The organism is Klebsiella sp. CN_Kp113 (genome assembly GCF_040064585.1).
Lineage (GTDB): Bacteria > Pseudomonadota > Gammaproteobacteria > Enterobacterales > Enterobacteriaceae > Klebsiella > Klebsiella michiganensis.
Map to the genome: position 1 here is coordinate 121899 of NZ_JBEAID010000010.1, position 13312 is coordinate 135210.

Below are 13312 nucleotides of genomic sequence, written 5' to 3' on the forward strand. Positions count from 1 at the left end.
ACTTACTCCTGAGAAGAACGATGGCGGGTGAAGAAACGTTTCACCAGCACAAAGAACAGCGGCACGAAGAACACCGCCAGCAGCGTCGCGGTCAGGGTGCCGCCGATAATTCCGGTACCGATCGCCACGCGGCTGTTGGCCCCGGCTCCGGTGGCGATCGCCAGCGGCAGCACCCCGGCTATAAACGCCAGCGAGGTCATCACAATAGGGCGTAGACGGGTCTGCGCGGCGCGCATGGCGGCACGCGACAGGGAGTAGCCCTCTTCCACCGCCGATTCAGCGAATTCGACGATCAGAATGGCGTTCTTCGACGACAGGCCGATGGTGGTTAATAGCGCCACCTGGAAGTAAACGTCATTGCTCAGACCGCGCATCCACGCCGCCAGCGCCGCGCCGAGCAGCCCAAGCGGGATCACCATGATCACCGAGAACGGTACCGACCAGCTCTCATACAGCGCCGCGAGGCACAGGAAGACCACCAGAATCGAGATAGCGTAGAGGCTCATCGCCTGGCCGCTGGCGAGTTTTTCCTGCAGCGACATGCCGCTCCACGCCCAGGTGGTACCGGCGGGCAGGTTATTGGCTAAGGCCTCCATCTTGTCCATTGCCGCGCCGGAGCTGAAGCCGCTGGCGTTCTCACCCTGGATTTCAAAGGCGGCGGAACCGTTGTAGCGCACCAGGCTTTCCGGACCGTATTGCCAGCGGGTGGTGGCGAAGGCGGAGAACGGCGTCATGCTGTCGTCGCTGCCGCGCACAAACCATTTACCGAGGTCGGACGGCACGGCGCGGGCGTCGCTTTCGCCCTGGATATAGACCTTCTTCACGCGACCGCGATCGATAAAGTCGTTAACGTAGGTCCCCCCCCAGGCGCTGGAAAGGGTATCGGTGACATCGCTTAACGACAGCCCGAGCGACACGGCTTTGTTATTATCGATATCCACCTGCAGCTGCGGCATTTGCGGCAGATCGTTGGCGCGTACCGACTGCAGCTCGGTACTTTGATTCGCCGCGGCCAGCAGCTGGCTGCGCATTTTCATCAGGCTATCGCGATCGGTGCCGCCGCTGGCCATCAGTTCGAAGGTGAAGCCGTTGCTCTGCCCCAGGCCATCTACCGACGGCGGGGTCATGGCGAACAGGGTGGCGTCGCGAATGCCGCCGAGCTCTTTGGTGGCGCGCAGGGCGATGGCCTGAGCGGTATTTTCTTCGCCTTTACGTTCGGACCAGTTTTTCAGCGACACGAAGGCCATCCCGGCGTTTTGTCCGCTGCCGCTAAAGCTAAAGCCGTCGACGGTAAAGATCACGTCGGTATTGGCTTTCTCTTTCGTCAGGAACCAGTCGGTGACCTGGCGGCGAACCTCGGCGGTACGTACCGCCGTCGCCCCGGCGGGCAGCGTGTACTGGACCATGATTTCGCCCTGATCCTCCGTCGGCAGGAAGCTGCCCGGCAGTTTCCACATCGCCAGCGCCATGCCGCCGCAAATCAGGACAAAAGCGCCCATCATCATCGCCGAGCGGCGCAGGCCGCCAACAACACGATGCTGATAGCCCTGCTCGGTGCGTCCCCACAGGCGGTTAAAGGCGCCAAAGAAGCCTTTGGTATGCGGTTTAGAATGGCTCAGCAGCGCGCCGCACAGCGCCGGGGTTAAGGTTAAGGCGACCACCACGGAGAGCATCATCGCCGAGATAATGGTCACCGAGAACTGGCGATAAATCACCCCGGTTGAGCCGCCGAAGAAGGCCATCGGCAGGAACACTGCCGAGAGCACCAGGGCAATGGCGATCAGCGCGCCGGAGATTTCGCCCATTGATTTTTCGGTGGCTTCGCGGGCGGGCAGCCCCTCGTCGCGCATGATACGCTCGACGTTTTCCACCACCACGATGGCGTCATCCACCAGCAGGCCTATCGCCAGCACCATCGCAAACAGCGTCAGGGTGTTGATGGAGTAGCCGAACAGCGCCAGCACGCCGAAGGTGCCCAGCAGCACGACCGGAACCGCCACCGCCGGGATCAGCGTGGCGCGGAAGTTTTGCAGGAACAGATACATCACGCAGACTACGAGGATAATCGCCTCGAACAGCGTCTGAATCACATCCTCCACCGAGATTTTGATGAACTCGGTGCTGTCTTTCGGGTAGGCGATATCGTAACCCTGCGGCATCTGACGCTGGAACTCGGCAATCTTGTTTTTCACCAGCGTCGCGGTATTCAGGGCGTTAGCGCCCGGCGCCATCATCACCGCGATCCCGGCAGCCGGATGGCCGTTGAGATTGGCGGAGGCGGTGTAATCTTCGCTGCCCATCTCAACGCGGGCGACGTCGCTCAGGCGCACCACCGAACCGTCGCTCTTGCTCTTGACGATAATCTCTTTGAACTGGGCGACGGTTTGCAGCCGCGACTGGGCACGCACGGTGGCGGTCAGCTGCTGCGCGTTGGAGGCGGGTAGCGCGCCGATTTTACCGGCGGACACCTGCACGTTCTGCGCCTCAATGGCCGATTGCACATCGGATGGCATCAGCGAATATGAGGCCAGTTTGGTCGGGTCCATCCAGATGCGCATGGCGTATTCCGCGCCGAACACCTGCAGGCTGCCGACGCCTTCAATACGCGCCATCGGATCCTGCATGTTGCTGACCAGCCAGTCGGAGATGTCGGAGCTGGTGGCTTTGTTGTTTTTGTCATACACCGCGAGGATCAGCAGGAAGCTGCTCTGCGATTTCTCCACCGTTACGCCGGACTGCTGAACTTCGCTCGGCAGACGGGATTCCGCCTGCTGCACTTTGTTCTGCACCTGAACCTGGGCGGTATCCGGATCGGTACCCTGCTCAAAGGTGACGGTAATGCTGACCGAGCCGTCGGAGCTGCTGGTGGATGTAAAGTAGAGCAGGTTGTCCAGTCCGGTGAGCTGCTGCTCAATAACCTGGGTGACGCTGTTTTCCAGGGTTTCCGCAGAGGCCCCGGTGTAGGTGGCGGAGATTTTTATCGCCGGCGGGGCGACGTCAGGATACTGGGCGACCGGCAGGGTGCGGATAGCCAGAATCCCGGCGAGCATAATCAGAATGGCGATAACCCAGGCGAAGACCGGGCGTCGCACGAAGAAACGGGAGAACATCAGGCGTTGCCTCCGTCATTTTTGACTTCGGCGGCTTTGACCTGCTGGCCCGGCGCCACTTTGCCGGTTCCTTCGACAATCAACCTGTCGCCGCTCTTCAGGCCGTTGACGATAAGCCATTTGTCGCCGTAGGTTTCGCCGGTTTCCACGCTGCGCTGTTCAACCTTGTTATTAGCGTCAACCACCAGCGCGGTGGCATCGCCTTTGGCATCGCGGGTGATGCCCTGCTGCGGGGCGAGGATCGCATCGTTCATGATGCCTTCGTCTATGCGGGCGCGAACGAACATCCCCGGCAGCAGCACGTGCTGCGGATTGGGAAAGACCGCGCGCAGCGTGACCGAGCCGGTCGATTCATCCACCGCCACTTCGGTCAGCGCCAGGCGACCTTTTTCGCTGTAGGTGCTGCCATCTTCAAGAGTCAGGGTGACGTTAAGGGTATCGCTGTTGCTTGCCAGGCTTTGCTTACGCAGGCGCAGCAGATCGACGCTGGATCGGGTGAGATCGACGTACATCGTATCCAGGCCGCGGATCGTCGCCAGCGCGGTATCCTGATCGGCGGACACCAGCGCGCCCGGCGTGACGGAAGAGATCCCGATGCGCCCGGCAATCGGTGCGGTCACGGTGGTCCAGTTCAGGTTGATGCGCGCGCTTTCCAGCGCCGCTTTTTTCGACTCGACGCTGGCCTTATCCTGGTTACATGTCGCTATCGCGTCATCGGCGTCCTGACGGGAGACGCCGTTATCTTTGACCAGCACCGCGTAGCGCTGGGCTTTTTGGCAATCGGCGATGACCAGCGCCTGGGCCTGTTTCAGCGATGCGGCGGCTTCGTTAAACGTCGCGCGATAGCTTGACGGGTCGATTTGGTACAGCGCCTGTCCGGCTTTGACCATATCGCCCTCGGTAAACAGGCGTTTTTGCACGATCCCGCCGACCTGCGGGCGCACTTCGGCGCTAAGCGAGGCGGTGGTGCGTCCGGTCAGGCTGCTCACCACAGGGACAGGCTGGCCGTGCAGGGTAACGACACCCACTTCCTGCGTCATCTGCTGCGGGGAAGCGTTTTGCGCATTATCGCACCCGCTAAGGAGAAATAATGCTGCTGCGATGGGGGCTAAAGTATATTTCATTATATTTTCTCAGGATGAACGACGTCCGCCCCGCAAATTCACTGGCGGGGTGATGGGCCGGGCGATGATGCATCTCCGGGCAAGCACAAATAACCCAATGGGAAATAAATATTCCTGTTTGCAGTAAATAACTCGGTGAATACCGCTATTGATTAAGCGGTTTTTCCGAGATTTTCCCGTGCGGCGAATACGGCATCAGACGGCGGTTACAGGCTCTGAACCGAGCGATAACGCCTGCTACAGGGCATTACTTGTGGGGTTCTCCATGGTTTTTGGTTTTGAGAATGATCGTTCTCATTTTTCCCCATTATACGTCTGTACCGAATGATGGGAAGGTTTTTTACACAAAATTTAGTGCAGGGAATTTAGTCAGGAAATAATGGAGAAAAAAAGGATATTTTGTGAAAGTAGGGTGGTGAATGGTCTGTGAAAAATAAAAGATGGAGATAATCAATGACATTAATAATAACAGAGAACATTAATCCCGCCGATCAAGAAGAGCTGCTGGCGGGGCTACGGGAATACAATCTGCGCTTTCTGGACCCGGCTCAGTTCGGCGAGCTGGGCGTTTATTCACGCGATGACGCTGGCGCGATGCGCGGCGGGTTGATCGGCAAACGCAAGGGCAGCTGGCTGTGTATTGACTATCTGTGGGTCAGCGAAGCCTCGCGCGGCAGCGGCCTTGGCAGCGAGCTGATGCATGAAGCGGAAAACCAGGCGCGGGCGCGCGGCTGCAGCCACGTGCTGGTGGATACGTTCAGCTTTCAGGCGCTGCCGTTTTATCAGAAGCTGGGCTATCAGCTGCAGATGTCGCTGCCGGACTTCCCGCACGCGGGTATGCAGCGCCATTATTTATCGAAAGTATTGTAAAGCAGGCCCAGGAGACCCTCCCGGAGGCGGCGCTGTGCGCCTGTCCGGGCTACCCGAACGCAGGCGGCTGTGAAGCGGATTGAATCCCCCGGATGGCGGCTGTCGCCTTATCCGGGCTACCCGATCGCAGGCGGTTGTGAACCGGATTGTATTCCCAGGATTGCAGACGGCTGTGAACCTGTAGCCCGGCTAAGCGCAGCGCGAGCCGGGGGAATTAGCCGCCGATCCCCCGGCCTATCAGGGCCAGGGCGTGGCTGACAATCATCTTCCGGTCTACCGATTGCAACCGCGAATCGGTGTGGGTGCGGGAAAACGGCACCAGCACCAGGCTTATCAGGGTGGTAAACAGCAGCTCCGGGGAGAGCGCCGGATTAAGCTTGCCCTCCCTCTGCCAGCGGCGCACCGTCTCCAGCATCTTGTGGTACTTCTCATCGCCAAAACGCGCGTGCATATGCTGGCGCAGCACAGGCATCTCGCCGATGATCTCCTGCATCCACAGCGGCGCGAACCACGCGTTTTTCTCCGCCATGGCCGCCAGGGTTTCAATAAGCAGCGTAAAAGCGGTGACCGGATCGTCGCCGTGCGCGACAAAAATTTGTCCGATCTCGCTGCGTAGCGGCATAAAGCGCTCTTCGACCAGCTTTTCCACCAGCGCTTCGCGCGAGCTGAAGTAGTAGTGCAGCATCGCGGGCGTTACCCCCGCCTCTTTGGCGATGGCGTTCAGCGAAATGCGGGCGATCCCGTGGCGCGCAAACAGCGCCAGGGCAATATCCATCAGCTGTTCGCGGTTGGCGGAGCCGGATTTCTGCCCGCGCGGGCGACCGGGACGACGCGGGGCTTCGTTGTCTTTTTGTGCTGACATCCTGTGGCGATCCCTTGACCAGATTCATCATTTCCCTAAATATTAATTATGCATTTAATTAATTTCAAGCGAGTGATGCTATGACATCTGAAATCGCCAGCCAACCGGCGGTGCCCTCGATCCGCCTGCTCTTCAGCGCCCTGCTGCTGGTGATGCTGCTCTCGGCGCTGGATCAGACTATCGTTTCCACCGCGCTGCCGACCATCGTCGGCGAGCTCGGCGGGCTGGATAAGCTCTCCTGGGTGGTCACCGCCTACATCCTGAGTTCGACCATCGCGGTGCCGCTGTACGGCAAATTCGGCGATCTGTTCGGGCGCAAAATCGTTCTGCAGGTGGCGATTGTGCTGTTTCTTGCCGGTTCCGCCCTCTGCGGGCTGGCGCAAAATATGACCCAGCTGGTGCTGATGCGCGGCCTGCAGGGGCTGGGCGGCGGCGGCCTGATGGTGATCAGCATGGCGGCGGTGGCTGACGTCATCCCGCCGGCGAATCGCGGCCGCTATCAGGGCCTGTTCGGCGGCGTCTTTGGCCTGGCGACGGTAATCGGGCCGTTAATCGGCGGCTTCCTGGTGCAGCACGCCTCCTGGCGCTGGATTTTTTACATCAACCTGCCGCTGGGGCTGTTTGCGCTGCTGGTGATCGGTGCGGTTTTTCACAGCAGCAACAAGCGCAGCCAGCACCAGATCGACTGGCTGGGGGCGATTTACCTCAGCATGGCGCTGCTGTGCATCATCCTGTTTACCTCCGAGGGCGGCAGCGTCCGCGCGTGGAGCGACCCGCAGCTCTGGTGCATCCTGGCGTTTGGCCTGGTCGGGATCGTTGGCTTTATTCATGAAGAGCGGCTGGCCAGCGAGCCGATTATTCCGCTCTCCTTGTTTCGCAACCGCAGCTTTTTGCTGTGCAGCCTGATTGGCTTTGTTATCGGCATGGCGCTGTTCGGCTCGGTGACCTTCCTGCCCCTCTATTTGCAGGTGGTCAAAGAGGCGACGCCGACCGAGGCGGGCCTGCAGCTGATCCCGCTGATGGGCGGCCTGCTGCTGACCTCGATCGTCAGCGGGCGCATTATCAGCCGCACCGGCAAGTATCGCGTATTTCCGATTATCGGCACCCTGTTGGGGGTCGTCGGCATGGTGCTGCTGACGCGCATCACCATCCACTCCGCGATGTGGCAGCTGTACCTGTTTACCGGCGTACTGGGGGCGGGCCTGGGGCTGGTGATGCAGGTGCTGGTGCTGGCGGTACAGAACGCGATGCCCGCGCAGATGTACGGCGTGGCGACCTCCGGGGTCACGCTGTTTCGATCGATTGGCGGTTCCATCGGCGTGGCGCTGTTTGGGGCGGTGTTTACTCACGTGCTGCAAAGCAATCTCCAGCGCCTGCTGCCGGAAGGCGCGCAGCTGCCGAGGGCGCTGAACCCGGCGGCGGTACAGAACCTGCCGGCGGAGATCCGCCTCGATTATCTGGATGCCTTCGGGTCCGCTATCCATGCGGCGTTTCTGATGGCGGCCTGCATTATGGCGGTGGCGTTTGCCCTCTCCTGGCTACTGAAAGAAGCGCCGCTGAAAACCGGCACACGCTAGACGGCGGCGGCAATACGCAGCAGCGCCCGACGCAGAGCCGGCGCGGCGAAATCGATAAATTTACGCAGCTTAAGCGGAGCCAGATCCCGCGAGGTGTACAGCAGGTGCACCGGTGCAGGCTCTGGTTCCATCGCCTGCAGGAGCAGCTTCAGCTCGCCGCGGGCCAGGCCGTCAATCGCCTGGTAATGCAGCAGGCGCGCCACGCCGGCCCTCAGGCGGGCGGCGTCGGCGGCGCTCTCCGGCGTGGTCAGCGACAGCACCGGCTGCAGCGCCACCAGCCGGTCCTCCGCCTCTTCGGCGTTAAAGCGCCAGCCGCGATAAGGCATCGGCGATTCAATACGAATGATCGGTAGCGCGGCCAGCTCGCGCGGGCGTTCGGGTATGCCGTGTTTTTCCAGCAAAGCCGGGTGCGCGCAGGTCACAATGCGCATCTCGCCCAGCCGGGTGGCCACCATCCCGCTGTCCGGCAGCGTGCCGATACGCACCGCTAAATCAATATGATCGCCCACCAGATCGGCGTTGCGGTCGCTAAGCAGTAAACGGACGCGAATCTGCGGGTAGCGGGCGAGAAAATCCGTCACCACCGGCAAAACATGCTGACGACCGAACATGGTTGGGGCTGAGAGAACCAGTTCGCCTTTTGGCTCCTGATATTCGCCCGCCGCCCGGCGCTCGGCGTTCTCCACCTCTTCGAGAATGCGCCGCGCGGCGGCGACATAATCGACGCCGGCATCGGTCAGCGTCAGCTTGCGGGTGGTGCGGATCATCAGGCGCACGCCGAGGGTATTTTCCAGTTCGCCAATCTGGCGGCTAACGGTGGTCAGGGGCATATTCAGCGCCCGCGCCGCCGCCGACATGCTGCCGAGTTCGGCCACTTTCACCAGCAGCGCCATCGCGCTGAGTCGGTCCATAATTATCCCGTTTTACGGAAAGATGATTGTCATATTGCCACTATTATCTTTTCTGCCAGCACAGTCCATGATGAGTTACGCCGCAACGCATCGGGAGGACCTATGCCAGCAGAATTTCTTGATATCGCCATGACGCCGGACGTGATGGATGTCCAGCATGAAATGGGCAGCGATGAGCTGTGGCAGTCGCCGCATCGCCAGCGCCGGGGTGAGCGCTTCGGCGCCAGCGAGGAGGCGATGATTGCCACCCGCGACAGCTTCTATCTGGCCACCCTTTCGCAAACCGGCTGGCCCTATATTCAGCATCGCGGCGGCCCGGTGGGCTTTCTGCATCTGCTGGATGAAACCACCCTGGCGATGGCGGATTTTTCCGGTAATCGCCAGTACATCACCACCGGCAACCTGCGCGGCAGCGATCGGGCCTGTCTGTTTTTGATGGATTACCCGCGCCGTGCCAGGCTGAAAATCTACGCCACCGTAGAGGTTGTGGCGGTGGATGCCGACCCGCAGCTGCTGGCGCAGGTCGCGCCGGAGAACTATCGGGCCCGGATTGAGCGCATCTACCGTTTCCACTTACAGGCTTTTGACTGGAACTGCCCGCAGCATATTACCCCCCGCTACACCGCCCGGCAGGTGGCGGAGTATAGCCAGACGCTGCAACAGCGTATTGACGAACTGGAGCGGGAAAATCAGCGCCTGCAGCAGCTTATATACCCAAAATAATTCGAGTTGCTTAAAGGCGGCAAGGGAGTGAGTCCCCAGGAGCATAGATAACTATGTGACTGGGGTGAACGACAAATCTGCCGGGAGCAGATTTGAACGTCGCTTGCGACGGCCCGTGAGGGCGAGGCCCATGGATGGGCCGAGTAATCCGTAGCCAACACATAAGCAACTTGAAGTATGAAGGGTATTCATACAGGAGATTCATGATGACCGAACAACGTCCGCCTCTGCCGCCGTTCACCCGCGAGAGCGCCGCACAAAAAGTCCGTGCCGCTGAAGATGGCTGGAACAGCCGCGATGCCGCTAAGGTCGCGCTGGCCTATACCGTCGAGAGCGAATGGCGTAACCGCAGCGAATTTGTTCACGGCAGAACGCAGATTATCGACTTCCTGCAGCGCAAATGGCGTAAAGAGCAGGAGTACCGGCTGATTAAGGAACTGTGGGCGTGGAGCGATAACCGTATTGCGGTACGCTTTGCCTATGAGTGGCACGACGACAGCGGCAACTGGTTTCGCTCCTACGGCAACGAGAACTGGGAATTCGACGAGCACGGACTGATGCAGACGCGCTACGCCTGCATCAACGATCTGCCCATCACCGAGAGCGAGCGTCTGTTTCACTGGCCCCAGGGCCGTCGCCCGGACGATCACCCGGGGCTGAGCGAGCTGGGGCTGTAAGGCGCGTCCCCGTTCTGCGCAGCGAGCCTCACCGTTGAAGAGATCCCCGGAGGCGGCGCTGCGCACCTGTCCGGGCTACTCGATCGCAGCCGACGGTGAACCCGTAGCCCGGGCAGGCGCATCGCGCCTGCCCCCGGGAGAAAGGGGGAAGATGATTTTATTTCCGGTTGCGGTTTTTGCGTTTAAAACCCCAGCACAAAGTCGTTATAGTTTCAGACGAAAAAATAATAACGATTTCTATGGACTGACGGGGTGATAACAATGAAATTGCGTTTACGGACAGCCGCCGCCGTGGTGCTGGCGGGCCTGCTGCTGGCGGGCTGCGACCAGAAGGGCAGCGATGCGAAACACATTAAAGTCGGCGTGATTAACGGCGCGGAACAGGATGTGGCGGAAGTGGCGAAGAAAGTGGCTAAAGAGAAATATGGCCTCGACGTGGAGCTGGTGGGCTTTAGCGGCTCGCTGCTGCCGAATGAGTCCACCAACGCCGGCGATCTGGACGCCAACGTCTTTCAGCATCGCCCGTTCCTCGAACAGGATAATAAAGCCCACAACTATCGCCTGGTGGCGGTAGGCAACACTTTCGTCTTCCCGATGGCGGGCTACTCGCGCAAAATAAAATCCGTCGCCGAGCTGAAAGACGGCGCGACCATCGCCATTCCGAACGACCCGACCAACCTGGGCCGCGCGCTGCTTCTGCTCCAGCAGGAAAAGCTGATTACCCTCAAAGCGGGCACCGGCCTGCTGCCGACGGCGGTTGATATCATTGACAACCCGCATCACCTGAAAATTATGGAGCTGGAAGGAGCACAGCTGCCGCGCGTCATCGACGACCCGAAGGTCGACGTGGCGATCATCAGCACCACCTACCTGCAGCAGACCGGCCTTTCCCCGGTGCGCGACGGTATCTTTATTGAAGATAAAAACTCGCCCTATGTGAACATTATCGTGACCCGCGAAGACAACAAAGACGCGGAAAACGTCAAAGCGTTTATCCAGTCCTACCAGTCGCCGGAGGTGGCGAAGGCGGCGGAGACGATCTTCAACGGCGGCGCGGTGCCCGGCTGGTAATCACTCACACAAGGAGACGTGGCGATGACCCGGCAACGCCAGGCTGATTTGCTGCTCATAGCCGCGACGGTTATCGCCGCCTGCGGATGGATTTTTTCCCGTGAAGCGATTGCCGGCATGCCGGTTTTCGCTTTCCTCGGCCTGCGCTTTTTCTTCGCCGCGCTGCTGCTGCTGCCTTTCTGCCGCGGCCTTCGCGTCGAGAGGCAGCAGTGGCCGCGCATGATTATCAGCGGCCTGTGGTTTGCGCTAAACCTGTGCCTGTGGATCTACTCGGTATCAACGACCCCGTCGCTGGGCGAAGGGGCGTTTATCATGAGCCTGTCGATGCTGTTCGTGCCGCTTACCGCATGGGTGATGATGAAGGCGCGGCCGGCGCGGGCCTACTGGGAGTGCCTGCCGATTGCGGTTGTCGGTCTCGGCTTACTCAGCCTGCATATGCCGATTGCGTTTCACCCCAGCCAGGGCTGGTTCCTGTTGACCGCGCTGGTGCAATCGATCTGGTTTTGCTACACCAGCAAAAGCGCCCGCGAGGTGCCGCTGATACCGCTGACCACCGTGCAGCTCGGCATTACCGGCATTGTCGGACTGGGGATCTCCGCCGCCGTTGAAAGCTGGACTCAGCCGTTTACCCTGCCGACCTTCGGCTGGCTGCTCGCCAGCATCGTTATCGCCACCAGCCTGCGCTTCGGCCTGCAAATGAAGGGGCAGAAGTACGCGGCGGTCGCCAGCGCGGCGATTATTATGGTGCTGGAACCGCTGCTCACGGTGATTGCCGCCGCGCTGTGGTACGGCGAACAGCTACCGCTGCAGAAAATTATCGGCGGCCTGCTGATCCTCGTCGCTCAGCTGTGGTTCCGCTGGCGGATGCTGAAGCCGCTACGCTAAACCGGTGCGCCGCTGCGCCATCAGATGCAGCAGCGGCACCAGCGATAGCCCGTCCGGCATCTCGCCGCGGGCGATCAGCTGGCCTATCTCTTCGAGGGTAAACCAGCCCGTTTCCATCACTTCATCCTGATCTTCATCCATTCCCACCCAGGTCAAATCGTGGGCCAGCCAGGTAATAAATAGCTGGTCGCTGCTGCCGTAGGAGGGGTTATAGCGGATAATTTCGTCGGCGCGCTGCGCCTGCCAGCCGGTCTCTTCCCGCAGCTCGCGCAGGGCCGCCTCGCGCGGGTCTTCGCCTTCATCGACGCCGCCGGAAGGAATCGCCCACACCACCCGATCGATCAGGTAACGGTAGTGGCGAATCAGCAGCACTTTGTCATCCTGCATCGCCACAATCCCCACCGCCGGGCGAGGATAGTGAATGGAGTAAAAATCCCGCCGATCGCCGGGGGCCATATCAATTCCGACCTTGCGCATGCTGAACCATGGGGTGTCTGCCAGAACCTCGACATCGTGCATATCGGCGGAGGTGAGTTTCTTTTTCATCGTAGCCACTGTTCCTCAAAGTTGAGCGTTCAGCACACCATAGCCGGGAGCCGATGGCAACCGTCGCAGATTGGCCCGATTTCATCGTTCATTGCCCAAACGCCCATATTGCGCCAGGCTTGTGGGACGTACGATGTTCAGCAGATGACCGCAAAGAGGAATGAACATCATGAAAATCACCCATGTGCGTAATGCCACCCAGCTTATTGATTATGCGGGTAAAAAGTTTCTGATTGACCCGATGCTTTCTGCCAAAGGCGCCTGGGCGGGCTTTGCCGGTACCGCGCGCAGCGAGTTGCGTAACCCGCTGGTGGAACTGCCTTTTTCCATCGAAACGATCGTTGACGTGGATGCGGTTATCGTCACCCACACTCATCAGGATCACTGGGACGAGGCGGCGATCGCCGCGATCCCCAAAACCCTGCCGGTTTATGTCCAGCATGATGCCGACGGACAGCTGCTGCGCGGCCAGGGCTTTTGCGATATTCGTCTGCTCTCTGAGGACAGCGCGTTTGCTGACGTTGCGCTGGTGAAAACCACCTCGGGCCAGCACGGCAGCGACCGCACTTATGCGGTGCCGGCAATGGCCGAGCGCCTGGGCGAAGCCTGCGGCGTGGTGCTGCGCCATCCGCAGGAGAAAACCCTATGGCTGGTGGGGGACACCATCTGGCGCGATGCAGTGGAAGCCGACATGCTCAGGCTGCGCCCTGACGTGGTGGTGCTGAATGCCGGGTATGCGCACGTCATCGGTTTTGGGCCGATCATCATGGGCAAAGAGGATGTGCTGAAGGCGCACTTCGTCCTGCCGGAAGCCAAAATCGTCGCCAGCCATATGGATGCGGTGAACCACTGTCTGCTGAGCCGCGATGAGCTGCGCCAGTACGTGGCTGACAATCAGATTGCCGAAGCGGTCAGCATCCCGCAGGATGGGGAAAGTATGGTCTTTTAGAAGCGGA

The 13312-nt window shown here is 60.2% G+C and carries 12 protein-coding genes; 7 read left to right on the forward strand and 5 right to left on the reverse strand.

What is annotated here, in order from left to right; translation table 11 throughout:
* Positions 1-2: 2 nt before the first annotated feature.
* Positions 3-3110: a multidrug efflux RND transporter permease subunit EefB gene (eefB, locus tag ABLV30_RS04860; RefSeq protein ID WP_049078925.1), complete on the reverse strand. Its 3108-nt coding sequence runs from the start codon at positions 3108-3110 to the stop codon at positions 3-5.
* Complete coding sequence (locus ABLV30_RS04865) at positions 3110-4234, reverse strand: efflux RND transporter periplasmic adaptor subunit (protein ID WP_014227293.1); 1125 nt, start codon at positions 4232-4234, stop codon at positions 3110-3112. Before ABLV30_RS04865 ends, eefB begins: the two co-directional genes overlap by 1 nt.
* Before the next feature lie 453 nt (positions 4235-4687).
* On the opposite strand from ABLV30_RS04865, the gene ABLV30_RS04870 reads away from it, so the two are divergent.
* Positions 4688-5104 carry a GNAT family N-acetyltransferase gene (locus ABLV30_RS04870; RefSeq protein ID WP_047722801.1) on the forward strand — a complete coding sequence of 139 codons (417 nt, stop codon included), beginning with the start codon at positions 4688-4690 and terminating at the stop codon, positions 5102-5104.
* 214 nt (positions 5105-5318) lie between these two features.
* Here the strand turns inward: ABLV30_RS04870 and ABLV30_RS04875 are convergent, their stop codons facing one another.
* Entirely contained in the window at positions 5319-5966 is a 648-nt protein-coding gene (locus tag ABLV30_RS04875; RefSeq protein ID WP_064357603.1) for a TetR/AcrR family transcriptional regulator, read from the reverse strand.
* Between the two features lie 80 nt (positions 5967-6046).
* Here ABLV30_RS04875 and ABLV30_RS04880 point away from each other — a divergent pair, with 80 nt between their 5' ends.
* Positions 6047-7543 carry an MDR family MFS transporter gene (locus ABLV30_RS04880; RefSeq protein ID WP_032695129.1) on the forward strand — a complete coding sequence of 499 codons (1497 nt, stop codon included), beginning with the start codon at positions 6047-6049 and terminating at the stop codon, positions 7541-7543.
* On the opposite strand, the gene ABLV30_RS04885 is transcribed toward ABLV30_RS04880, so the two are convergent.
* Positions 7540-8454: a LysR family transcriptional regulator gene (locus ABLV30_RS04885; protein WP_265801203.1), complete on the reverse strand. Its 915-nt coding sequence runs from the start codon at positions 8452-8454 to the stop codon at positions 7540-7542. The genes ABLV30_RS04880 and ABLV30_RS04885 overlap by 4 nt on opposite strands.
* A gap of 102 nt (positions 8455-8556) precedes the next feature.
* Between ABLV30_RS04885 and ABLV30_RS04890 the strand changes: the two genes are divergently transcribed.
* The 4 genes from ABLV30_RS04890 to ABLV30_RS04905 all read left to right on the forward strand — a co-directional run bounded on the left by ABLV30_RS04890 (position 8557) and on the right by ABLV30_RS04905 (position 11810).
* Complete coding sequence (locus tag ABLV30_RS04890) at positions 8557-9177, forward strand: pyridoxamine 5'-phosphate oxidase family protein (protein ID WP_025107593.1); 621 nt, start codon at positions 8557-8559, stop codon at positions 9175-9177.
* A 206-nt stretch (positions 9178-9383) separates the two neighbouring features.
* Positions 9384-9854, forward strand: a complete 471-nt coding sequence (locus ABLV30_RS04895; RefSeq protein WP_014227287.1) for a nuclear transport factor 2 family protein — start codon at positions 9384-9386, stop codon at positions 9852-9854.
* Positions 9855-10115: 261 nt separating this feature from the next.
* The gene (nlpA, locus tag ABLV30_RS04900) at positions 10116-10925 is read left to right on the forward strand and encodes a lipoprotein NlpA (RefSeq protein WP_025107595.1); all 810 of its coding nucleotides are present in this window, start codon (positions 10116-10118) and stop codon (positions 10923-10925) included.
* A gap of 24 nt (positions 10926-10949) precedes the next feature.
* Positions 10950-11810 (forward strand): DMT family transporter, encoded by an 861-nt coding sequence (locus ABLV30_RS04905; protein WP_014839817.1) that lies wholly within the window; start codon positions 10950-10952, stop codon positions 11808-11810.
* Here ABLV30_RS04905 and ABLV30_RS04910 read toward each other — a convergent pair.
* Positions 11802-12356: an NUDIX hydrolase gene (locus ABLV30_RS04910; RefSeq protein ID WP_064406011.1), complete on the reverse strand. Its 555-nt coding sequence runs from the start codon at positions 12354-12356 to the stop codon at positions 11802-11804. The genes ABLV30_RS04905 and ABLV30_RS04910 overlap by 9 nt on opposite strands.
* A gap of 169 nt (positions 12357-12525) precedes the next feature.
* Between ABLV30_RS04910 and ABLV30_RS04915 the strand changes: the two genes are divergently transcribed.
* Positions 12526-13305 carry an MBL fold metallo-hydrolase gene (locus tag ABLV30_RS04915; RefSeq protein WP_064375678.1) on the forward strand — a complete coding sequence of 260 codons (780 nt, stop codon included), beginning with the start codon at positions 12526-12528 and terminating at the stop codon, positions 13303-13305.
* Positions 13306-13312 lie beyond the last annotated feature (7 nt).